Source organism: Pseudomonas sp. B16(2017) (assembly GCF_002113205.1).
Lineage (GTDB): Bacteria > Pseudomonadota > Gammaproteobacteria > Pseudomonadales > Pseudomonadaceae > Aquipseudomonas > Aquipseudomonas pharyngis.
In genome coordinates this window covers 104,925-127,291 of sequence record NZ_NEKA01000016.1, presented here as the reverse complement: position 1 = coordinate 127,291, position 22,367 = coordinate 104,925, and the positions used below count along the sequence as shown (strand labels likewise).

Sequence of the window (22,367 nt, the reverse complement as noted above, 5' to 3'; positions counted from 1 at the left end):
ACAAGTGAACAGTCGCGACTGAACAATTGAACAGTTTGGCGATTGACAATGAACAATAGTGAACAACACTCTATGGATGCTTTTTGCTCATCGAATGAGCCATAACAAAAACAACAAAGCACCCTTCAGAGACTGCCAATCATGGCCGCACCTGCTCCGCCGCTTTCCCACGACGCCCTCGTCCAGAGTTCCTGGCAACGTTGCCGCGCGTTCGGTCTGGATCACCAAAGCGCCCCGGCCTTTGATCAGTTGCCCGCCGCCGGCATCGCGCATCTGCTCGACAGCCATCACGCGCTGGTGCAGACCACCCACCAGGAAGTCTTGCCCTACTACGAAAACATCCTCAGCAATTCCAACTGCCTGATCATGCTCGCCGACAATCAGGGCCAGGTGCTGACCTCGTGGGGCACGCAACGCTTTATCGAGCCGAGTCTGGCGCGGGGTTTTCAACCGGGAGCGAGTTGGATCGAACGCGCCAGCGGCACCAACGCCATCGGCACGGCGCTGGCCTGCGAGCAGGCGGTACACATCGAACACGATGAACACTTTCTCAAGGCCAACCGCTTCATGACCGGTTCCGCCGCGCCGATTTTCGATGCCGAGCGCAAGGTCATCGCCGTACTTGATGTGTCCAGTGACAGCTATCTGCCGCCCTCGCATACCCTCGGCATGGTCAAGATGATGAGCCAGACCGTGGAGAACCGGCTGATCCTCAACCTGTTCCATGGTCAGCACTTTCAACTGACCTTCAACACCGGGTTGAACAACCTCGACAGCCAGTGGGCCGGGCTGCTGATCTTTGATGAGAGCGGTCAGGTGCTGTCGGCCAACCGTCGGGCCGACAATCTGCTGGGTGTGCGCTTGTCGCGGGTCAGCGTTGAAAGCCTGTTCAAGGTGTCGTTGCTGGAGTTGATCAATCAGCCGGACGGTTTGCCGTTTGCCTTGCAGACTTCCGGGCGCAATCGTTTCCAGTGTTTGTTGAAGCGACCTAAACAGGCGCCGGTTCAGGCGCGAGTCTTCACTGAAACAAGAACCGCTGAAACCAGAACCGCCGAACCGAAAGTCGCCGCACCCACGGCCATCAGCCTGAGCACATTGCACTTCGGCGACAGCCGCGTGGAAAAAGCCGTGCGCCAGGCTGAACGTCTGCTGGAAAAGGACATCCCGCTGCTGATTCACGGCGAAACCGGGGTGGGCAAGGAAGTCTTCGTCAAAGCCCTGCACCAAGCCAGCTCCCGCAGCAAACAGGCGTTCATCGCCGTCAACTGCGCGGCGATCCCCGCCGAACTGGTGGAGTCAGAGCTGTTCGGCTACGAGAAAGGCGCGTTCACCGGTGCCAACCAGAAAGGCAGCATCGGCCTGATCCGCAAGGCCGACAAGGGGACGCTTTTCCTCGATGAAATTGGCGATATGCCACTGCCAACCCAGGCCCGGCTGTTGCGGGTGTTGCAGGAGCGCTGCGTGCAACCGGTGGGCAGCAGCGAGCTGTTCCCGGTGGATCTGCGGATCATTTCCGCCACCAACCGTTCGCTCCGGGAACAGGTGCAACTGGGGCGCTTTCGCGAGGATTTGTACTACCGCATCGGCGGCCTGACCTTGGAACTACCTCCGCTTCGCGAGCGCAGCGACAAGCAGGCGCTGTTCAAACGCCTGTGGGAACAACATCGCGAGCCATCGCAGTGGGCGGGATTGAGTCGCGAGGTGCTGGAACTGTTCGAGCGGCACCCGTGGCCGGGCAATCTGCGCCAGGTCAGCAGCGTGATGCAGGTGGCGCTGGCGATGGCCGAGGAACAACCGATTCGACCCGAGCATTTGCCGGACGATTTTTTCGTCGACCTGGAGATGGAGCCCGTCGAAGTGGCCGAGCCGTTGAGCATCGACCTGAACGATGCCGAGGCGTTGAACCGGGAGTTGCAGCTGGCCGGGGGCAATATTTCCCACCTGGCGCGGCGATTGGGGGTGAGCCGCAATACGCTGTACAAGCGATTGCGGCAGCTTGAAAGCTGAGCGCCCCCATAGCAGGTCAGGCCGAAATTGCTGGTTCAACAGGCGCAGCCGATGCGGACGCCAACGTCCGCAGGCCCATCAGCACCACGACCATCATCATCAGACCTGCAGCAATCGCGACCGCGAACCCTGCCCGTGCACCAAAAGCATCAATCACCAGCCCCGCCAGCATGCCGCCGAGCGCCACGCCGATGCTGATCCCGGTGGTCATCCACGTCAGGCCTTCGGTCATCCTCGCTGCAGGGATGATGATTGTTCCCAGCTTCATGACCACAACCATGGTCGGCGCGAACGAGATGCCGGCGATAAACAGCATCGCGGTAAGGACATAAACGTCCGGTGAGAAAATCGGCAATACGCCGGTGACTGCCGTGACCAGGATCCCGATAAAGAACTGCTTTTCAATCGCCAGCGAAACCCGCAACGCGCCGAAGGTCAGGCCCGCCACCAGCGAGCCGAACGCATAGGCGGCGAGGATGAAGGTGGCGGACGCTGGCCAGCCCTGGGCATTGGCGAAGGCCACAACGGCGACATCGATCGATCCGCCAATGGCGCCCATCGCCAGCAGTGCCAGGACAATGGTGCGAACGCCGGGAATCAGCAGGGTCGAACCACTGTTTTTCCGGTTGCCCGCCACGACTTTCGGTTCGGTCTGACGCTGCATGAGAAACGCCGTCACGCCGACGGCCAGCAACCCCACCGCCACCAGCGGCCCGGCTTCCGCGAAGAAACTTACGCTCAAACCGATCGCCAGTGGCGGGCCGATGATGTAAGCGAGTTCGGTGAGGACCGTGTCCAGCGAGAACGCGGTGTGCAGTTGTGGCTTGCCACGAAACAATTGCGTCCAGCGTGCGCGGATCATGGACGGCATGCTCGGCATCGTCCCCGCCAGTGCCGCCAGCACAAAAAACAGCGCGGCCGGCGCCCTCAGGTGCACCGCAACAATCAGCGCCAGCAACATGACGATGCTGAACGCCGTGACGACGGGCAGCACGCGACTCTGGCCACGCCGATCAACCTGTTTCGAGATGCGCGGGCCGAGCAGCGCATTGGCCAGGGTAAACGTACCGGCGACTGCACCGGCCAGCCAGTAAACGCCGGTCTGCTGCACCAGCATGGTGATGATGCCGATGCCGATCATTGCCTGGGGCAGTCGGGCAATAGAGCTCGCGAGGATCAGCCCGGTCGCGCCGGGTGTCGATACCAACTCGCGATAGTGATTAGCCATGATTCCTCCCTTCCGGATTCGCCGCTGATGAGCATCCTGCCGCGTGCGCTATCAAGACCTATGCGAATACCAAAAGCAATCACACATTGTCTGGATCGTTCCCTCGCGGAGCGTGGGAACGATCAACTGTCTGCGTGAGAACGATCAGTAGGGACAGAAAAACAAAACCCGCACAAGGCGGGTTTTGTTTGTAACAGGCGCAGCAATCAGTCAGCCAGACGCCAAGTCGTGCCGCCCTTGCCGTCCTCCAGCACCACGCCCATGGCGGTGAGCTGGTCGCGGATGCGGTCGGATTCGGCCCAGTCCTTGCCGGCCCGTGCCGCCAGACGGGCAGCGATCAGCGCCTCGACTTCAGCGGCATCGACACGCCCTTCGGCGCCGGCCTGCAGGAAGTCATCGGCTTCGAGCTGCAACACACCCAGCACGCTGGCCAGTTCTTTCAGGCGTGCCGCCAGACCGGCCGCAGCCTCGAGATCGCTCTCGCGCAGACGGTTGATCTCACGCACCATCTCGAACAGCACCGCGCAGGCTTCCGGCGTGCCGAAGTCGTCGTTCATCACCGTGGTGAAACGCTCGACGAACGCTTCACCGCCAGCCGGCGCCACGTTCGGCAGGCCTTTCAACGCGTGGTAGAAACGCTCCAGTGCGCCCTTGGCGTCCTTGAGGTTGTCTTCCGAGTAGTTGATCGCGCTGCGGTAGTGGCTCGACACCAGCAGGTAACGCACGACTTCCGGGTGGTACTTGTCGAGCACGTCGCGAATGGTGAAGAAGTTGTTCAAGGACTTGGACATCTTCTCGCCATTGATACGGATCATGCCGCAATGCATCCACGCGTTGGCGTAGGTCTTGCCGGTGGCCGCTTCGCTCTGGGCGATTTCGTTTTCGTGGTGCGGGAACTCGAGGTCACTGCCGCCGCCATGAATGTCGAACGTCTCACCCAGGCAGCAGGTGGACATCACCGAGCACTCGATGTGCCAGCCCGGACGCCCGGCGCCCCACGGCGATTCCCAGCTCGGCTCGCCCGGCTTGACGCCTTTCCACAGCACGAAGTCCAGCGGATCTTCCTTGGCTTCGTCGACCTCGATCCGCGCACCGATGCGCAGGTCTTCGATCTTCTTGCGCGAGAGCTTGCCGTAGCCCATGAACTTGCCGACGCGGTAGTACACGTCGCCATTGCCCGGGGCGTAGGCGTAACCCTTGTCGATCAGGGTCTGGATCATCGCGTGCATGCCAGGGATGTGATCCGTGGCGCGCGGCTCCATGTCCGGCTTCTGGATGTTCAGGCGCGCTTCGTCTTCGTGCATCGCGGCGATCATGCGCTCGGTCAACGCTTCGAACGATTCACCGTTCTCGTTGGCCCGGTTGATGATCTTGTCGTCGATGTCGGTGATGTTGCGCACGTAGGTCAGGTCATAACCGCTGAACCGCAACCAGCGGGTCACCAGGTCGAACGCGACCATGCTGCGGCCGTGGCCCAGGTGGCAGTAGTCGTACACGGTCATCCCGCAGACGTACATGCGCACCTTGTTGCCATCCAGCGGCTTGAAGACTTCTTTGCTCTTGGTGAGCGTGTTGTAGATCGTAAGCACGGTGTTTCCTTAAGACTTGATCACTGGCCCCACGAATCACGCAGGGTCACGGTACGGTTGAATACCGGCTGACCTGGTTTCGAGTCCTTGATATCCGCGACGAAGTAGCCTTCGCGCTCGAACTGGAAACGGTCTTCCGGCTGTGCGTTGCCCAGCGAGGGTTCAGCACGACAACCGGTCAGCACTTGCAGTGAGTCAGGGTTGATGTTGTCCAGGAAACTCGCGCTGTCTTCAGCCTTCTCCGGGTTCGGAGAACGGAACAGGCGATCGTACAGACGCACTTCGCACTCGATGCTGGCAGCGGCCGGCACCCAGTGAATCACGCCTTTGACCTTGCGGCCTTCAGGGTTCTTGCCCAGGGTGTCCGGATCGTACGAGCAACGCAGCTCGACGATGTTGCCGTCGGCGTCCTTGATCGCTTCGTCGGCGCGGATCACGTAGCTGCCGCGCAGACGCACTTCGCCGTTCGGCTCCAGACGCTTGTAGCCTTTTGGCGGTTCTTCCATGAAGTCATCGCGGTCGATGTAGATTTCACGGGCGAACGGCAGCTGGCGCACGCCGAGTTCTTCTTTCTGCGGATGACGCGGCAGTTCGAGGTTGTCGACCTGGCCTTCCGGGTAGTTGGTGATCACGACTTTCAACGGACGCAGCACGCACATGGCGCGTGGGGCGTTCGCGTCCAGGTCCTGACGGATGCTGAACTCGAGCATGCCGAAGTCGACCACGCCGTCGGAACGGTTGGTGCCGATCATCTCGCAGAAGTTGCGGATCGACGCCGGGGTGTAGCCACGGCGGCGGAAGCCCGACAGCGTCGACATGCGCGGATCGTCCCAGCCGTTGACGTGTTTCTCGTCAACCAGTTGCTTGAGCTTGCGCTTGCTGGTGATGGTGTAGTTGAGGTTCAGACGGCTGAACTCGTACTGACGCGGGTGCGCCGGCACTGGCAGTGCGTCGAGGAACCACTCGTACAGCGGACGATGGCTTTCGAACTCCAGGGTGCAGATCGAGTGGGTGATGCCTTCGATGGCGTCCGACTGACCGTGGGTGAAGTCGTAGTTCGGGTAGATGCACCACTTGTCACCGGTCTGGTGGTGATGGGCGTGGCGGATGCGGTACATGATCGGGTCGCGCAGGTTCATGTTCGGCGAGGCCATGTCGATCTTGGCACGCAGTACGCGGGCACCGTCCGGGAACTCACCGGCGCGCATGCGGGCGAACCAGTCCAGGTTCTCTTCCACCGAACGGTCGCGGAACGGGCTGTTCTTGCCCGGCTCGGTCAGGCTGCCGCGGTATTCCCTGGCTTGCTCGGGCGTCAGGTCGTCGACGTAGGCCTTGCCGGCCTTGATCAGCTCGACGGCCCAGTCGTGCAACTGGTCGAAGTATTGCGAGGCGTAGCGCACTTCGCCGGACCATTCGAAGCCCAGCCATTTGACGTCGCTTTCGATCGCGTCGATGTATTCCTGGTCTTCCTTGGCCGGGTTGGTGTCGTCGAAACGCAGGTGAGTGACGCCGCCGAACTCCTGGGCCAGGCCGAAGTTCACACAGATCGACTTGGCGTGGCCGATGTGCAGGTAGCCGTTGGGCTCAGGCGGGAAACGGGTGACGATCTGCGTGTGCTTACCCGAGTCCAGGTCCGCCTGGATGATCGGGCGCAGGAAATTGACCGGCGTAACGGGGCCGGTCTTGGAATTCGAGGTAGGGTCGACAGTGGGCTTGCTCATAGGATCCTTGAACGTACAGTGCGCGGCCGGGACACGGGCCTGACAAAACAAAGCCGCTATCATAGCCGATGCTGTCAAGCCCCTGACAGAGCAGGGCTTAAAAGGAATGCATTTAATCGCCGGGTTTTGAAAAACAGCCTCGAAATTCGCGCCTGTCACGCTAAACTGCGCACCTTGGCCCCCACGGGCTGAACCGGTACGGGGCCCAAATGTCCCAATACCCACGAATTCCTTATAAAACGCGCTTCAACTTATAAAGAGTAACGATCATGACTCAAGTTAAATTGACCACCAACTTCGGTGACATCGTCCTGCAACTGGACGCTGAAAAGGCGCCGGTCACCACCGCCAACTTCATCGAGTACGTTAAAAAGGGTCACTACGAGAACGTCGTGTTCCACCGCGTCATCAAAGGCTTCATGATCCAGGGCGGCGGTTTCGAGCCAGGCATGAAAGAAAAGAAAGACAAGAGCCCGAGCATCCAGAACGAAGCCGACAACGGTCTGAAGAACGACAAGTACACCATCGCCATGGCCCGCACCATGGATCCGCATTCGGCTTCGGCACAGTTCTTCATCAACGCCTCCGACAACAGCTTCCTGAACCACACCGCCAAGACCGCTCAGGGCTGGGGTTATGCCGTGTTCGGTAAAGTGGTTTCGGGCACCGACGTTGTCGACAAGATCGAAGGCGTTTCCACCACGTCCAAGGCAGGCCACCAGGACGTACCCGCAGACGACGTGATCATCGAGAAAGCCGAGATCATCGAAGCGTGATATTGCTGATTTCAGACTTGCATCTGGAAGAGGAGCGCCCGGACATTACCCGGGCGTTTCTGGATTTGCTCGCCGGACGCGCCCGCTCGGCGAGTGCGTTGTACATTCTGGGCGACTTCTTCGAGGCGTGGATTGGCGACGACGCCATGACCCCCTTCCAGCGTTCCATCTGCCAGGCCCTGCGCGAACTCAGCGACAGCGGCACGGCCATCTTTCTGATGCACGGCAATCGCGACTTCATGCTCGGCAAGGCCTTTTGCAAAGAGGCCGGCTGCACGCTGTTGAAGGATCCGAGTGTCGTGCGGTTTTACGGCGAACCGGTGCTGCTGATGCACGGCGACAGCCTGTGCACCCGCGACGAAGCCTATATGAAGCTGCGCCGCTACCTGCGCAATCCGCTGAGCCTGTTCATCCTGCGCAACCTGCCCTTGCGCACCCGGCACAAGCTCGCGCGCAAGCTGCGCAGCGAAAGCCGGGCGCAGACGCGGATGAAGGCCAATGACATCGTCGATGTCACGCCGGAGGAAATTCCGCGGATCATGCAGGAATACGGGGTGAAAACCCTGGTTCACGGGCACACGCATCGCCCGGCGATCCACAAGTTGCAGATCGGTGATCAGGCGGCGAAGCGGATTGTGCTGGGGGATTGGGATCGTCAGGGTTGGGCGTTGCAGGTGGATGAGAACGGGTTTGCGCTGGGGCCTTTCGACTTCGCGCCGCCGCCAGCACTGCCCGCCCCCGCAATCTAAAGCCAAACCCAAAAACAAATGTGGGAGCGGGCTTGCTCCCACATTTGACCGTACTTCGGATCAGTGACCGCTGGCGGCCGGGCCTGCCTTGGCAGCGAATGGCGGCTTGGCCAGCCACACAATCAGAATCAACCCCATGAACCCCCAGCCCAGCAACGTGAAGTAATCCACGGTGGAGAGCATGTACGCCTGACTGGTGAGGATCTGATCCATCTGCGCATAGGCCGATTGGCTCGCGCCACCCAGCGAATGCAAGGTCTCGCGAGTCGCTGGCTCGAAGGTGCTGATGCTCTCGCTCATATAGGCATGATGCTGATCCGCCCGGCGAATCCAGATCCACGTAGTCAACGACGCCGCAAAGCTGCCGCCCAGTGTCCGCAGAAACGTCGCCAGACCCGCGCCATCGGCAATCTGGCTCGGCGGCAGGTCCGACATCAGAATGCTCAGGGTCGGCATGAAGAACAGCGCCACGCCAATCCCCATGAACAACTGCACCAGGGCGATGTGCTGAAAGTCCACTTCGTTGGTGAACTCGGCGCGCATGAAGCAGCTCAGGCCGATCGCCAGGAACGCCAGCCCGGCCAGCAGGCGCAGGTCGAACTTGTGCGCGTACTTGCCGACAAACGGTGAAAGCAGCACCGGCAGAATGCCGATCGGCGCCACCGCCAGACCGGCCCAGGTCGCGGTGTAGCCCATCTGGGTCTGCAACCACTGCGGCAGGATCAGGTTGATGCCGAAGAATCCGGCGTAACCCAATACCAGCACCAGCGTGCCGATGCGGAAGTTGCGATAGGCAAACAGCCGCAGGTTGACCACCGGATGCTGGTCGGTCATTTCCCAGATGACGAACACCGCCAGCGCGATCACCGAAATCGCCGCGCCGATGATGATGAAGTTCGACTCGAACCAGTCCAGGTCATTGCCTTTGTCGAGGATCACCTGCAACGCGCCCACGCCGATGATCAGCGTGATCAGCCCGACGTAATCCATCGGCTGATGGCTGGTGACCACCGGGCGCTTGGCCAGCTGCTGGCGCACCACCATCACCGCGAAGATCCCGATCGGCACGTTGATGAAGAAAATCCACGGCCAGCTGTAACTGTCGGTGATCCAGCCGCCGAGGATCGGCCCGGCAATCGGCGCCACCACCGTGACCATCGCCAGCAACGCCAGGGCCATGCCCCGCCTCGCCGGCGGATACACCGCAATCAGCAGTGTCTGGGTCATCGGGTACAACGGCCCGGCCACCAGGCCTTGCAGCACGCGGAAACCGATCAGTTCCGGCATCGACGTGGAAATACCGCAGAGGAACGAAGCCAGCACAAACAGGATGGTCGCCCACAGAAACAGCTTTACCTCGCCGAAGCGACGGCTCAGCCAGCCGGTGAGCGGCAGCGCAATGGCGTTGCTCACGGCGAACGAGGTGATGACCCAGGTGCCCTGCTCCGAACTCACGCCGAGGTTGCCGGAAATGGTCGGCAACGCCACGTTGGCAATGGTGGTGTCGAGCACCTGCATAAAGGTCGCCAGCGACAGGCCGATGGTGCTGAGCAACAGGCTGGGCGGCGTAAAAGAGGCGTTATTGCTCATCGTGAATCCTATGAAGCCGGGTTGGCGCCGTGTCTGTTACAGACGCAGTCGCCCTTTGTGGGAGCGAGCCTGCTCGCGAAGACGGCGGTTCAGCCAACAAAACTGTTGAATTGAAAAATCGCCATCGCGAGCAGGCTCGCTCCCACAGGATGGGATCAGCGTTGCGCAGTCTTGCTGACCGCGGCGCTGTTGTCGTGGATCAACTGGGTGATCATCGCGTCGGCTTCGGCCAGTTGGCGGTCGTAGACGTTGGTGCTGAACGAGGCCTTTTGCGGCGGCTGCTGGGCCAGTACCGGGCCGCTCTGGTCGTGCAGGTTGACCTCGACATTGGTCGACAGGCCGACGCGCAGCGGGTGTTTGGCCAGCTCTTCGGCGTTGACATGAATCCGTACCGGCACACGTTGCACGATCTTGATCCAGTTACCGGTGGCGTTCTGCGCCGGCAACAGGGCGAACGCGCTGCCGGTGCCCGCGCCGAGGCTGTCGATGGTGCCGCTGAACTTGACGTCGCTGCCGTAGATGTCCGACTCGATTTCCACCGGTTGGCCGATGCGCATGTCACGCAGCTGGGTTTCCTTGAAGTTGGCGTCGATCCACAGCTGATCCAATGGAATCACCGCCATCAGCGCAGTGCCCGGCTGCACACGCTGGCCAAGTTGCACGGTGCGTTTAGCGACATAACCGGTGACCGGCGCGATCAAGGTGCTGCGCGCGTTGGTCAGGTAGGCCTGGCGCAGTTGCGCGGCGGCAGCCATCACGTCCGGGTGCGAGGAGACCACGGTGTCATCGACCAGCGCGCTGGTGGTTTTCAACTGCTGCCTGGCGTTGGCCAGGGCGTTTTGTGCCGAGGTCAGGTCATCGCGGGCGTGGGACAGTTCTTCCTGGGAAATCGCCCCGCCGGCCGCGAGATTTTTCCGCCGGTTGAAGTTGTCCTGGGCTTTCTGCACTTCGGCCTGTTGCGCATTGACCTGGGCCTTCATGCCGTCGACGTTGCTGTACAGGCCGCGAACCTGACGCACGGTGCGGGCCAGATTGGCCTTGGCACTTTGCAGACCGACTTCGGCGTCGTTCGGGTCGAAGTTGATCAGCACCTGGCCTTCGTGCACCAGATCGCCATCGTCAGCACCGATGCTGACCACGGTGCCGGTCACCAGCGGGGTGATTTCCACCACGTTGCCGTTGACGTAGGCGTCGTCGGTGCTTTCGCTCCAGCGCCCGATGAATTCGTGATACGCCCAGACACCGGCACCGGCGAGGGCAACCACAACGGCCAGCACCAGCAGCATCACCTTGCGTTTGCGCGGATTGCCAGTGTCCTGGGCGTTGTCTTGAGCTTGTGTGTTTTCGGCAGTGGCCATGACAAGTACCTTGAATTAGTTGTGCGGCGTGGCTGGGGTGGCGTTGGCTGCGGTCAGGGTTTCACCCTGGAAGCCGCCGCCCAGCGCTTGCATCAGTTGAATCGACAGGTCGATCTGCTCGGCATTCAGGTTGGCCAGCTGACGCTGGGCCTGCAGTAATTGCTGCTCGATGCTGAGCACGTCCAGGTAGTTGCCGATGCCGGAACCGTAACGCTGGACGACGGTGTTGTAAGAATCCTGGGCAATCTCGGTCGCGTGCTGCTGGGCGCCGATCTGCCGGCCGATGTCACGCAACTGGTTGATCGTGTCGCTGACATCGCCCAGGGCTTTCACCAGGCTTTTGTTGTACTGCGCCACGGCGAGGTCGTAATCGGCGTCGCGGGCATCAAGGTTGGCGCGCAGGCGTCCGCCATCGAAGATCGGCACCGAAATCGTCGGGGCAATGTTGAAGAAGCGACTGGCGGAGCCGAACACCGCGTCCCCCAACAAGGATTCGGCACCGGCGGAAGCCGACAGGTTCAGGTTGGGGTAGAAGCGGGTCTTGGCCGAGTCGATGTCCTTGCTCGCCGCCTCGACACGCCAGCGCGCGGCGACCAGATCCGGGCGACGGCCCAGCAGTTCGGCTGGCAGCACCGAGGGCAATGCCACGGCGCTGGCTTGCAGAACTTTCGGTCGAGCGATTTCGTTGCCGCGATCCGGGCCTTTGCCGAGCAGCACGGCCAGGGCGATTTTCGCGCTGTTCAGGCGTTTTTCGGCGTCGATCAGGCTGGCTTCGGAGCTGGCTTCCAGACTTTGGGTCTGCTGGAACTGGTACTGACTGTCGATCCCCGAGCTCAAACGACGCTGGCTCAGGTCGAGCATCTGTTTGGTGCGCTTCAAATCTTCGTTGGCCAGGTCATAAACGATGTGCGCCTGACCCAGATCGCTGTAGGCCCGAGCCACGTCGGCGGCGAGGGTCAGTTGCGCGGCCTGACGGTCAACCTCGGCGGCGCGAGCCTGACCGAGTGCAGCTTCCCAGGCGTCACGCTGACCGCCCCACAGGTCGAAGTTGTAATTGAAGCCGGCGCTGATGTTGCGCACGGTGGAGTAAGCCCCACCCTGCCCCAGCGGATCCTGATCCCGGGCCAGACGCGAACGGCTGATGCCGGCGCTGGCGTCGAGGGTCGGATAACGCTCGGCATCGGCGGCATACGCGGCGGCGCTGGCCTGATGGGCACGGGCGTCGGCGATCTGCATGTCCGGGCTGTCTTTCAGGGCTTCGCGAATCAGGCCGTCGAGCTGCGGATCGCCGAGGCTGGTCCACCAGTCGCTCTTCGGCCACGCGGCCTGGGACAGGGTCACACCGTTGAGCGATTGCCCGGTCTGCAGGGTTTTCGCATCGAGGCTCGCGCCCTGGGTATCGAGGCCACTGTAGTTGGCGCAACCGGCGAGGATCATCGCCGACAGCACCAGTGTCAGGCTGCTGCGCAAGGTTTTACCGCTCATTGTGTTCACCTAACCGCTGGAGGGTGATCGGGTCACCGGCTGCCAGCAAAATTTTCTTGAGGATGTATTCCAGGGTTTTCAACTCGTCCGGGGTCACGGCGCCGGCCAGTTCATTCATGGCATCGGCGCCGATGTGCGGCAGGCGATCGGCCAGTTGCTGGCCCTGCTCGGTGAGTTTGAGTTGCACCTGACGGCGATCGCCTTCGCTGCGTTGGCGAACCAGAAAGCCTTTCTGCTCCAGACGGTCGAGCATGCGGGTCATCGAACCGCTGTCCAGCGACAGGTGCCGGCACAGCTCGGCCGGGGTGTCGACGCCGAACTGGGCCATGATGATCAACACCTTGAACTGCGCGGCGGTGATGCCGTGGGGTTCCATGTGGGTGTCGATGATCTTGTCCTTGAGTAAAGCGGCGCGGCCGAGCAACAGGCCGAGATGGCAATGCTGGAATTCGTCAGGGGTGAAATGCTTCATGTGCTCACCTAATAACTGCCTAGGCAGTGAATGTATGTCGAGATGTTACTGCCTAGGCAGCGAATGTCAACGTAATAGTTAGGGGGCTTGCTAATCAGATGACCAGTGGCTTTGGTTTGGGCGATGGGTAGGCGTTGGAAAGCGTTGCCTGTAGGAGTGAGCCTGCTCGCGATGAGGCCATCAGCCGCACCGTTGATGGTGAATGAAAGGACGCCATCGCGAGCAGGCTTACCCCTACAGGGGAGCGCATTCCGATGTGAAGAGCGCCGGTGCTTTCTAGGAATCGCCTGATGTCCAGCTTTGAGTGTCGCGGCTAACGTACGCCGCTCATTGGCCGATACGTAAAGCCCTCTTCATGAAGCGTTTCCAACCGCAGCGCCCTACCCCGATCACGAAATTGATTCACACGCTGTGCCTGACGCTGCTCTTCGCGTCCAGCTACGCGGGCGCGGCTAATTGCTCGTTCTACCCAAACCATCATCAAACAACTCTCACTATGCAAGTACCCGCTACACTTTCCATTCCTCGTGACACACCTAACGGCACCCTAATATATGAAAGTCCGCCAATCACACTCGGCCCTACGCCCAGCTCATATAAATGCACTAACGAGTTTTCATATGGTGTTTTGAACAACGTCGGCGTGTCTAAATCGGGCGACCTTGTTTACGCGATAGGAACCACTGGACTTGCATGGCAGTGGTCTTTCAAAGACAACGTAACCATACCCATTTATCCGGGCATTCGGCGAGAAGCGGGTGGATACGGATGGGACACCACAAGACACGTGCTACGACTATTCAAAATAGCGGATGTAATCGGTGTACAGAAAATCCCGGCAGGTACACTTGGGGTTTTCCATGCAGACGGTGTATCACCAATGACAATGGCGACCAACGGCGTAACGATCGTACCTCAATCCTGTGAAACGCCTGATATCCAGGTAGACATGGGATCACACGACATCAGTATATTCGCCAATAACGGAGCCTATTCTGAACCGGTCAAATTCGACATAAGCCTCAACAACTGTCCATCAGGCATTAATAAAGTAACTTATACACTCAAGCCTACTTCAACTTCTCCCTCGCAAAATTCAACGAGGGGCATCGTAAAGCTGAGTGCAGATTCGACTGCTGAGGGTTTGGCCTTGCAAATACTCAACACGGATGGAACGCCTTTGGTTTTACATCAAAGCTATGTGTTCGCGGACTATCCCACTGCGGGAGGCAACTTGAAAATCCCCCTGAGCGCCCGATACTTTCGCATTGCTGAAACAGCTGGCAATGGCGGGTTTGACAAGGGCATGCGCGCCGGATCAGCCAACGCAACGATTGCCTTTGTCATGAGTTACCTGTGAATCCATTAACGCGTTGCCACAGCCGATTGTTCGCCCCCCCTCTTTAGGAATTGTCTGATTTTCGTCGTGCCCGGCCCGCCCTACTGTGCCGGGATGCGCTTGAAGAACTACCTCCATCAGATCAGCCCGGTGCTGTCCACGCCCCACGCGGCGCGACGCTTGTTGCGCATTTTCGCGCTGGTGTTGCTGGTGGGCATTCTCGGCGGCGTGTACAGCTTCCTGCTGTTCACCTTCAACAGTGAGATTTCCCAGCGGCGCAGCTACATGAGCAGCGCCATCGCCGAGGCGCATACGTTTTTCACCACCCGTGAAGCGCTGCTCGAAAGCCTGAGTCTGTCGGCGACCCGTCAGACCGCGCTGAGCGCGCCGCTATCCGAAGAGGAGATCCGTCTGCTGCTCGGACAAACACCGGGCAAGCAGTGGAGCATCTGGCTGACCCAGCGCATGCGCGACTATCTGCAAGCGCGCAAATTGAATCTGCTGTACGTCAGCAGCGGCGCCGAAGCCCAGGTCTGGCGCTTGTACAACACGACGCCCATGGCCGACGACTTTCCGCACGAGATGCTTGATCGCCTGGAAACCCTCAAGCACGGCAACAACAGTGCCTTGAAAGAAATCTGGCTGACCCACAACTGGCAAGGGCACTCGCAGCTGTACATCTTCATTCGTCTGGATGAACGCGATCTGGAGTCCGGTTGGCTCGGCCTGGAAATGGACGACCGTGAAGTGGCCACTGCCTTGAGCGACCACAGCGCCGGCGAGTTCACCATGTTCAATTCTCAGGGCATGCCGTTATTCAGCAACAGCCACAAACCGCCGCCCGGGCAGAATCTGCCGCTGCTGCGCCAGCAGGATTTCTTCGGTTTCGTCGGAGAAGGCTGGCTGCCCGAGCAACTGGTATTGCGCAAACAACTTAAATCGTCGGATTGGCAGCTGACCTACTCCATCGACTTGCTAGCGGTGTTGTGGGCCCTGTGGCCGCAAATGCTCGGCGCGCTGGCGTTCTGTCAGGCGAGTATCAGTCTGGTGTGGCTGTTGATCCGGCGCCTGGAGCATCGCTTCATCACCCCGACCCTGCACCGGATTCAGGCGCTGGTGGAAAGCGAGTTGTTCAGCCGCGATGTGATCCAGACCGCTCCGGTGGCGCTCTGTGTGTTGCGGCGCAGCGACGCTCAGGTGGTACTGGAAAACACGCTCGCGCAGCAATGGCTGGGCGCGTGCAGAGAGCAACTGGGTCGCGGCTGGATCCGCGCGGCATTTGCTGAACACGCGCCGTGCCTGACCGACTATTTCGAGACCGCCGACGGTCGCCACCTGTACCTGAGTTGCGCGCCGACCCGCTACAAGGGCGAAGACGTGTTGTTTTGCGCCTTCAGCGACATCAGCGCGCGCCGGCAAATCGAAGCGGCGCTGGAGCAGGCGCGGCAGTCGGCCGATGCTGCCAACGAAGCGAAAACCCTGTTTCTGGCGACCATGAGCCATGAAATCCGCACCCCGCTGTATGGCGTGCTCGGAACTCTCGAACTGCTCGCTCGCACTCAGCTCGACACTCAGCAGAAAAGCTACTTGCGCGCGATCGAAGGCTCGTCCGCGACCCTTCTGCAATTGATCTGCGACGTGCTCGACGTGTCGAAAATTGAGGCCGGGCAACTGGCGCTGGAACTCAGTGACTTTTCCATCGTTGCCCTGGCCCAAGAGGTTGTGCAGGGCTACGCGGCGGCGGCGCAGAGCAAAGGTTTGCAGCTCTATGCCTGCTTCGATCCGCAGCTGCCCGACAGCCTGATCGGCGACATCAGTCGTGTCCGGCAGATCCTCAACAATCTGCTGAGCAATGCGGTCAAGTTCACCGATTCCGGACGCGTGGTGCTGCGGGTCAACGTGCTGTCCCGCGAAGGCGAGCGCGTCTGCGTGCAATGGCAGGTATCGGACACCGGGCGCGGCATTGCCCACGATGATCAGACATTTATTTTCGAGCCGTTTTACCAGACCCAAGGCAACAGCCACGTCGTTGCGGGCACTGGGCTGGGCCTGCCGATCTGTCTGCGGCTGACGAATTTGATGAACGGCACCCTGCAGATGGTCAGCGAACCGGGGCTGGGCAGCAGTTTTTCCCTGACCTTGCCGCTTGAGCAGCGCACGGGCAACACGCCGCCTGAAACACAACCGAAACTGGCGGGCGACATCGTTTATTTGGTGTCGCCAGTACGCGAACTGGCCGACAGCCTCGCTGGCTGGCTGCGCCGCTGGGGCGCTCGCCCGCACGTCGGCGCGCCGGCCAGTCACGCGCCTGCCGACGGCGGCGTATTGCTTGAGCTGTATCCGGTGCCGATGGATCAGCACAGCGAACTGCGCTGGTCAGGGCCACGCGTGCTGGCCAGCGGCGCGGGCGCCTGTGAGCCGCAATGCACAGTCGACGGCTGGATAGCGAATCTGAACGATCTGGCCGCGATCCGCCAGGCTGTGCGCCAAGCTCAGGGCGGCGCCGTTATCGAGCATCAGCAGACACAGACCCAGGCGTTGGCGCCGCTGCAGCTGCACATTCTCGTCGCCGAAGACAATGCCATCAACCAATTGATTCTGCGCGACCAGCTGCAAGAACTCGGCTGCACGGTGGCGCTGGCCAGCGATGGCGAAGAGGCCTTGTCGCTATGGCAGGCCAACACCTTCGATGTCGTGCTCAGCGACGTCAACATGCCGCGCCTCAACGGTTATGAACTGGCCAAGGCCCTGCGCAGACTGGGCTGCACCACGCCGATCATCGGCGCCACCGCCAACGCCCTGCGCGGCGAAGAGGCGCTGTGTCTGGCCGCAGGCATGAATCACTGCCTGATCAAACCTTTTACGCTAAGAGCCTTGTCGATCGTCCTGGCTCCCTACCACCGAGTCGCTCATGAAGTCCCCTAGCCTGCTGATTGTCGAAGATCACCCGTTCCAGCATCTGTACTTGCAGAACCTGTTCAACGAGTTGGGCGTCTTCGATCTGGAGTTTGCCAGGGACGGCGAAGAAGCCTTGCGGCGCCTGAAAAAACGCGAGTTCGACCTGGTGCTCACCGACCTGCTGATGCCGGGCATGGATGGCGTGCAGTTCATTCAGGGCCTGGCCGCGCAGCCCTCCCGCCCGGCACTGGCGATCATGAGCGCCGCCTCACGGCGCATGCTGATGGGCGCGAGCCTGGTGGCGAGCAATCTGCAGGTCAAAGTCATCGGGCTGATTTCCAAACCGGTCAACAGCGCCGCCCTGCGTTGCCTGATCGACCAGTTGCAGGCGCTGCGTCAGGACGTGCCGATCGCCACGCAGGCTGGCATCGACCGCCAGAGCCTTGTACGGGCGTTGGATAACGGTGAGCTGCAAGCCTGGTTTCAACCAAAAAAGGCGTTGGACAATGGTCGCATCGTCGCCGCCGAAGCACTGGTACGCTGGGCTCACCCGGAACACGGCACGTTGTTGCCGGGAGTTTTTCTACCGGCGCTGATCGCCTGCGATCTCGAAGAGCACCTGCTCTGGCGGGTACTGGAACAGGCAATGGCCGCCCAAGCGGTATGGCGCCAGCAGGGCTATGACATTCCGGTGTCGATCAACCTGCCGACGCACCTGCTCAACAGCCACGACCTGCCGGATCGCATCCTCGCTTTTGTCCTGCACCACGACGGGCTGCCGGCGCGGATCTGTTTCGAGCTGATGGAGTGCTCGGTGCCCGATGACATCAGCAACTTCTACGCCGGTGCCTGCCGCTTGAGGATCAAGGGTTTCGGCCTGTCACAGGATGATTTCGGCAAGGGCTACAGTTCCTACATGAACCTGGTCTCGGCCCCTTTCACCGAACTGAAAATCGACCGCGCGCTGGTACAGGGTTGCAACCGCAACGCCGAACTGGCGCAGGCGCTGACCAGCATTGTCACGTTGGGCCGGCAACTGGGTCTGACGGTGGTCGCCGAAGGCGTGGAAACCGCGCAGGAACTTGCTCTGTTGCGTAAAATCGACTGCACTCAGGTTCAGGGTTTCCTGATCTCCCACGCCGTGTCTTCGGAACAGTTCCAGCAGTTGCTCTGTCATGACGGACCGGCGAATGTCTGGTGATCTGCAGCTCGCGGCGGACGACCACCACTTGCCATCGAGGTCAGCCGTGTTCAAACGCTTACCCACTTTTATCGACCGAGCGTATTGATGCCGCACCCCAATGCCCTGCTGGAAAAACTTGCCAACAGCTCGCAGCGCCTAAACAAGGGCTTACTGATCCTCGGCGCGCTTGCGCTGCTGTTGCTGGGTATCAGTTATCTGGGCGTGCAGCGCATGGTGGAAGAACAGCGCGATACCCTGCAGTTCCACTTCGCCCGACTGATGGAAAACATTCGCGAGCAGGAGGCCTTTCTCGACGCGATCTCTAGGGCCAGCGCCAAGGGTGTGTACTTTGCCGAGGCTGTGACGCCGCCTGTTGTCCAAAAGCTTTTGCCCGAAGAAGGGCCGAACATTTACGAAGGCCGTGGGCTGCCGTTTTCGCTGCCGTTCAGCGTAAAGATCGATCCGGAGCGAATCGCCCCCAGCCAACACCCCAAGGTGTTTGTCCTCGGCAGCTATCTGGCAGCTTACTACAGCGCCTTCTGGGCAGCCTCGCATTACCAGTCTCCGCAGGTGATCCTGCTCAACGGGCCGGACAATTACGATATCGCCGTGCCTGCCACCGGCCGTTTGCGCGGCGCCGGGCCAACGCAGGTCGGCCGGTTCGTCGAACTCATGACCCAAATGAACATGCAGCGCCACGCACAGACTTCAGAGCAAGTGCACTGGGCTCCCTACCCGTTCGAGCAGGAAAACGATGGCACCCCGAGCCTGCTGGCTTACGTGCGGATCAACCTGAGTAAACCGACGCTGAGGATTGAGGGGGCGAACTCCTGGGTGCTGCTCGGCTCGCTGTTGAAACTGTCCCAGGTCAACAATATCGAGCGTTTGATGGAGTGGTCGATCTACGACGATTTCACCCTGATCACGCCCAACGGCACAGCGTTGATCGGTGCGCTCAAGCCAGACCAAGTGCTCGATGACGGCGCGAACCTGACCCGCGACGGCCTGGTGTTCAAGCTGACCAGCCCCGGCGACCAACGCTGGACGGCGATCTATGTGATCAGCGTGCAGAGTTTTCTCGATTACGCGCTGTGGCCACTGCTATGCCTGCTGGCACTGGTGCTGGCGCTGCTTGGCAGTGGCCGCGCGCTCAATCGCTGGTACACCCAACGCGTTATCCTCCCCGCGCAAACTGCCCACGCCAGCATCGCCGAAAGCGAAGCCTTCAGCCGTGCGGTCATCGACACCGCGCCGACCGGCCTGTGCGTGATCAGCCGCCGCGATCATCAGGTGTTGCTGGAAAACCAGCTCGCCCAGCAATGGCACGACACTGGCGAACTGATCAGCCTGCTTGACCAGCAGGCAGCGACTGGCCATGGTCATGCCGAACTGGAGATAGACAGCCGGCATTTGCATGTCGCTTTCGTCGCCACTCGTTATCAGGGTCAGGATGCCTGGCTGTGTGCGCTGCACGACGTCACCCGACATGTGGAAGACGCCGCGGCACTGGAAGTCGCGCGTCAGGCCGCCGACTCGGCCAATCAGGCCAAGAGCCGGTTTCTGGCGACGATGAGTCATGAAATCCGTACGCCGCTGTATGGCGTGCTCGGCACTCTGGAGCTGCTCGGCCTGACCGCCCTCGCCCCACGCCAACAGGATTATCTGGAGACCATTCAGCGCTCGTCGGCCAGTCTGTTCAAGTTGATCAGCGATGTGCTGGATGTGTCGAAGATTGAGGCCGGGCAGATGAACCTCGAGCTTCAGCCGTTCTGCCCGCTGGAACTGACCGAAGACGTGGTGCGCAGCTACGCCGCTTTTGCCCGCGGCAAAGGGTTGCAATTGTATGCCTGCATTGATGCAGCACTGCCGGATCACTTGCTCGGTGATGCGCAGCGCATTCGCCAGATCCTCAACAACCTGCTTAGCAACGCGATCAAGTTCACCGATAACGGCCGTGTGGTCGTGCGTGTTCGTGTGCTGCAAAACTCAAGCGGTCGAGCCCGGGTGCAGTGGCAGGTCAGCGACTCGGGCGTGGGCATTTCCCAGGCGCAGCAACAGCAATTGTTCGACCCTTTCTACCAAGTCAACGAAGCCGACAGTCATGCCGGCGCGGGTCTCGGTCTGGCCATTTGCAAATGGCTGTGCGAGTTGATGCACGGCGAGTTGAACGTGGTCAGTGAACCGGGACTAGGCAGCTGCTTCAACTTGCAACTGATGCTCGATTGCGCACCGGGCAGCCTCGCCGATTGCCCGGCGATCGGCGCCGACAGCCCCGCCGTCTACGTGCGTGCGCCAGTCGCTGAACTGGCGCAACATCTGATGGCGTGGCTGAACCGCTTTGGCCTCGACTGTCGACTGGTGACCAACGAGCTGCCGCCGCCTTCGGCGCTGCTGGTCGATCTTGCACCACTGGCCAGCGCTACAGCTTTCGCTGGCCGGCGAATCGTCGCCATTGCCGCTGGCCCCAACCCGGCGCAGGTGAGCGGCAATGACTGGCAGGTCGATGCCGACGACGTGCGCGCGATCGGCTGGGCGATTGCCCTCGCCGTGCACGGCGCCGGTCAGCAGCGCACGCCGTCGCGGCAGGCAAACACCCGAGCGCTGAATCTGCGCGTGCTGGTGGCCGAGGACAATGCGATCAACGCGGGGATCATCAAGGAACAACTGGAGGCGCTGGGCTGCTCGGTGGTTGTCGCAACCAATGGCGAACAGGCTCTGGCGCACTGGACACCGGGGCGCTTCGACTTGCTGCTGACCGACGTCAACATGCCGGTCATGAACGGTTATCAACTGGCCGCAGCACTGCGCGAGCAGGATGCGACATTGCCGATCATCGGCGTCACTGCCAATGCCTTGCGCGAAGAAGGCGAGCGCTGCGCCGCCGTCGGCATGAACGCGTGGATGGTCAAACCGCTGAACTTGGCGACGCTGCGTGCGCAACTGCAAAGCCACTGCCATATCGCTGTCGCGCCGGTCGCCGATACCCCGCCGACGCTCTCGCCGAAAATGCGCGAGCTGTTTGTCGTAACCCTGCGCCGCGACATTCACACCACCCTCAACGCGCTCGACGCAGCCGATGCCGACAGCGTCGCGCGGCAACTGCACAGCATGGCCGGGGCACTGGGCGCGGTGCAGATCCCGGCCCTGGCCAGCGCATTCGTCGAACTGGAATGTTGCCTGACCGGCATGGCCGTAACCCCGGCGCTGGGCGGTGAGGTGCGTCAACAACTGGCGCGCCTGAGCGACCTGCTCGATGCCTTTGAATAATTTCACTCTGGATAAAGCACCCATGGAAACCTTCAATGTTGTCATCGCCGATGATCATCCCATCGTCCTGCTGGGGGTGCGGGAACTGGTCGAGCGTGACCACCACTTCAGCGTAATCGGCGAAGCCGTTTGCCCCGATGAGTTAATCGATTTGCTGAAGACCCAGCCGGTGGATCTGTTGATCACCGATTTCAACATGCCCGGTGACTCGCGTTACGGTGACGGACTGAAGCTGGTGGAATATGTGACCCGGCATTTCCCCCAGGTGCGGGTGCTGGTCCTGACCATGATTTCCAATCCGTTGATCCTGGCCCGTCTGCAGGAACTGGGTGTACTGGCGGTGATTCAGAAAAGCCAGTTGCACGTTGAAATAGAAGTGGCGCTCAAAGCCATTGCCAAAGGCCATACGGTTCGCAGCAAACAACCCGCACCCACTTCGGTGCTGGACAACAGCGCGGACCTGGATGAACGCTTTGCCCGCTTGTCGCCCAGAGAACATGAAATCCTGCGGTTGTTTGTGCAAGGACAAGGCGTCAATGAAATAGCACGAGGACTTAACCGAAGTGCCAAAACAGTCAGTACACAGAAAGTTTCAGCCATGCGAAAACTTGAAGTAAACAGCGATCAGGAGTTAATGACTTATTGCATCGAGCGCAACTTGTTCAACTAGACAATTGCGCACTTCAGCATGACTTGCCGCGCATC

15 protein-coding genes are annotated in these 22,367 nt (G+C 60.7%); 8 read left to right on the top strand and 7 right to left on the bottom strand.

The window, feature by feature from the left end; translation table 11 throughout:
• The first annotated feature begins 141 nt into the window (after positions 1-141).
• Entirely contained in the window at positions 142-2,007 is a 1,866-nt protein-coding gene (locus tag CAG25_RS23845) for a sigma-54-dependent Fis family transcriptional regulator (protein ID WP_085612671.1), read from the top strand.
• Positions 2,008-2,023: 16 nt separating this feature from the next.
• Here the strand turns inward: CAG25_RS23845 and CAG25_RS23840 are convergent, their stop codons facing one another.
• The 3 genes from CAG25_RS23840 to CAG25_RS23830 all read right to left on the bottom strand — a co-directional run bounded on the left by CAG25_RS23840 (position 2,024) and on the right by CAG25_RS23830 (position 6,545).
• Positions 2,024-3,235 (bottom strand): MFS transporter, encoded by a 1,212-nt coding sequence (locus tag CAG25_RS23840; RefSeq protein ID WP_085612672.1) that lies wholly within the window; start codon positions 3,233-3,235, stop codon positions 2,024-2,026.
• A gap of 206 nt (positions 3,236-3,441) precedes the next feature.
• Positions 3,442-4,824: a cysteine--tRNA ligase gene (gene cysS / locus CAG25_RS23835; RefSeq protein ID WP_085612673.1), complete on the bottom strand. Its 1,383-nt coding sequence runs from the start codon at positions 4,822-4,824 to the stop codon at positions 3,442-3,444.
• Between the two features lie 20 nt (positions 4,825-4,844).
• Positions 4,845-6,545 carry a glutamine--tRNA ligase/YqeY domain fusion protein gene (locus CAG25_RS23830; RefSeq protein ID WP_064597770.1) on the bottom strand — a complete coding sequence of 567 codons (1,701 nt, stop codon included), beginning with the start codon at positions 6,543-6,545 and terminating at the stop codon, positions 4,845-4,847.
• A gap of 269 nt (positions 6,546-6,814) precedes the next feature.
• On the opposite strand from CAG25_RS23830, the gene CAG25_RS23825 reads away from it, so the two are divergent.
• Complete coding sequence (locus CAG25_RS23825) at positions 6,815-7,321, top strand: peptidylprolyl isomerase (RefSeq protein ID WP_085612674.1); 507 nt, start codon at positions 6,815-6,817, stop codon at positions 7,319-7,321.
• Entirely contained in the window at positions 7,318-8,070 is a 753-nt protein-coding gene (lpxH, locus tag CAG25_RS23820; protein ID WP_085612675.1) for a UDP-2,3-diacylglucosamine diphosphatase, read from the top strand. Before CAG25_RS23825 ends, lpxH begins: the two co-directional genes overlap by 4 nt.
• A 60-nt stretch (positions 8,071-8,130) precedes the next feature.
• Here the strand turns inward: lpxH and CAG25_RS23815 are convergent, their stop codons facing one another.
• From CAG25_RS23815 to CAG25_RS23800, 4 genes are all read right to left on the bottom strand, one after another.
• Positions 8,131-9,660 (bottom strand): DHA2 family efflux MFS transporter permease subunit, encoded by a 1,530-nt coding sequence (locus CAG25_RS23815; protein ID WP_039767480.1) that lies wholly within the window; start codon positions 9,658-9,660, stop codon positions 8,131-8,133.
• A 155-nt stretch (positions 9,661-9,815) separates the two neighbouring features.
• A complete protein-coding gene (locus CAG25_RS23810; RefSeq protein WP_039767481.1) occupies positions 9,816-11,018 on the bottom strand; it encodes an efflux RND transporter periplasmic adaptor subunit in 1,203 nt (400 codons plus the stop codon).
• Positions 11,019-11,033: 15 nt separating this feature from the next.
• Positions 11,034-12,503, bottom strand: coding sequence for an efflux transporter outer membrane subunit (locus CAG25_RS23805; RefSeq protein WP_085612676.1), 1,470 nt, complete (start codon positions 12,501-12,503; stop codon positions 11,034-11,036).
• Positions 12,493-12,975, bottom strand: coding sequence for a MarR family winged helix-turn-helix transcriptional regulator (locus CAG25_RS23800; protein WP_085612677.1), 483 nt, complete (start codon positions 12,973-12,975; stop codon positions 12,493-12,495). Before CAG25_RS23800 ends, CAG25_RS23805 begins: the two co-directional genes overlap by 11 nt.
• Positions 12,976-13,330: 355 nt before the next feature.
• Here CAG25_RS23800 and CAG25_RS28915 point away from each other — a divergent pair, with 355 nt between their 5' ends.
• The 5 genes from CAG25_RS28915 (at position 13,331) to CAG25_RS23775 (ending at position 22,332) form a co-directional block, all read left to right on the top strand.
• On the top strand, positions 13,331-14,335 hold the full coding sequence (locus tag CAG25_RS28915) for a fimbrial protein (protein ID WP_085644029.1): 1,005 nt from the start codon (positions 13,331-13,333) through the stop codon (positions 14,333-14,335).
• 93 nt (positions 14,336-14,428) lie between these two features.
• A complete protein-coding gene (locus CAG25_RS23790) occupies positions 14,429-17,239 on the top strand; it encodes an ATP-binding protein (protein ID WP_085612679.1) in 2,811 nt (936 codons plus the stop codon).
• Positions 17,226-18,413 (top strand): EAL domain-containing protein, encoded by a 1,188-nt coding sequence (locus CAG25_RS23785; protein WP_085612680.1) that lies wholly within the window; start codon positions 17,226-17,228, stop codon positions 18,411-18,413. The genes CAG25_RS23790 and CAG25_RS23785 overlap by 14 nt, the downstream gene beginning before the upstream one ends.
• A gap of 87 nt (positions 18,414-18,500) precedes the next feature.
• Positions 18,501-21,662 carry a hybrid sensor histidine kinase/response regulator gene (locus tag CAG25_RS23780; RefSeq protein ID WP_085612681.1) on the top strand — a complete coding sequence of 1,054 codons (3,162 nt, stop codon included), beginning with the start codon at positions 18,501-18,503 and terminating at the stop codon, positions 21,660-21,662.
• Between the two features lie 22 nt (positions 21,663-21,684).
• On the top strand, positions 21,685-22,332 hold the full coding sequence (locus CAG25_RS23775) for a response regulator (RefSeq protein WP_085612682.1): 648 nt from the start codon (positions 21,685-21,687) through the stop codon (positions 22,330-22,332).
• The last annotated feature ends 35 nt before the right edge of the window (positions 22,333-22,367 follow it).

Coding starts and splice junctions, on each gene's coding strand:
- CAG25_RS23830 (WP_064597770.1), bottom strand. CDS start 6,545: ATGAGCAAGCCCACTGTCGACCCTACCTCGAATTCCAAGACCGGCCCC.
- CAG25_RS23800 (WP_085612677.1), bottom strand. CDS start 12,975: ATGAAGCATTTCACCCCTGACGAATTCCAGCATTGCCATCTCGGCCTG.
- CAG25_RS23790 (WP_085612679.1), top strand. CDS start 14,429: ATGCGCTTGAAGAACTACCTCCATCAGATCAGCCCGGTGCTGTCCACG.
- CAG25_RS28915 (WP_085644029.1), top strand. CDS start 13,331: ATGAAGCGTTTCCAACCGCAGCGCCCTACCCCGATCACGAAATTGATT.
- CAG25_RS23815 (WP_039767480.1), bottom strand. CDS start 9,660: ATGAGCAATAACGCCTCTTTTACGCCGCCCAGCCTGTTGCTCAGCACC.
- CAG25_RS23810 (WP_039767481.1), bottom strand. CDS start 11,018: ATGGCCACTGCCGAAAACACACAAGCTCAAGACAACGCCCAGGACACT.
- CAG25_RS23785 (WP_085612680.1), top strand. CDS start 17,226: ATGAAGTCCCCTAGCCTGCTGATTGTCGAAGATCACCCGTTCCAGCAT.
- CAG25_RS23840 (WP_085612672.1), bottom strand. CDS start 3,235: ATGGCTAATCACTATCGCGAGTTGGTATCGACACCCGGCGCGACCGGG.
- CAG25_RS23775 (WP_085612682.1), top strand. CDS start 21,685: ATGGAAACCTTCAATGTTGTCATCGCCGATGATCATCCCATCGTCCTG.
- CAG25_RS23805 (WP_085612676.1), bottom strand. CDS start 12,503: ATGAGCGGTAAAACCTTGCGCAGCAGCCTGACACTGGTGCTGTCGGCG.
- CAG25_RS23845 (WP_085612671.1), top strand. CDS start 142: ATGGCCGCACCTGCTCCGCCGCTTTCCCACGACGCCCTCGTCCAGAGT.
- CAG25_RS23825 (WP_085612674.1), top strand. CDS start 6,815: ATGACTCAAGTTAAATTGACCACCAACTTCGGTGACATCGTCCTGCAA.
- CAG25_RS23780 (WP_085612681.1), top strand. CDS start 18,501: ATGCCGCACCCCAATGCCCTGCTGGAAAAACTTGCCAACAGCTCGCAG.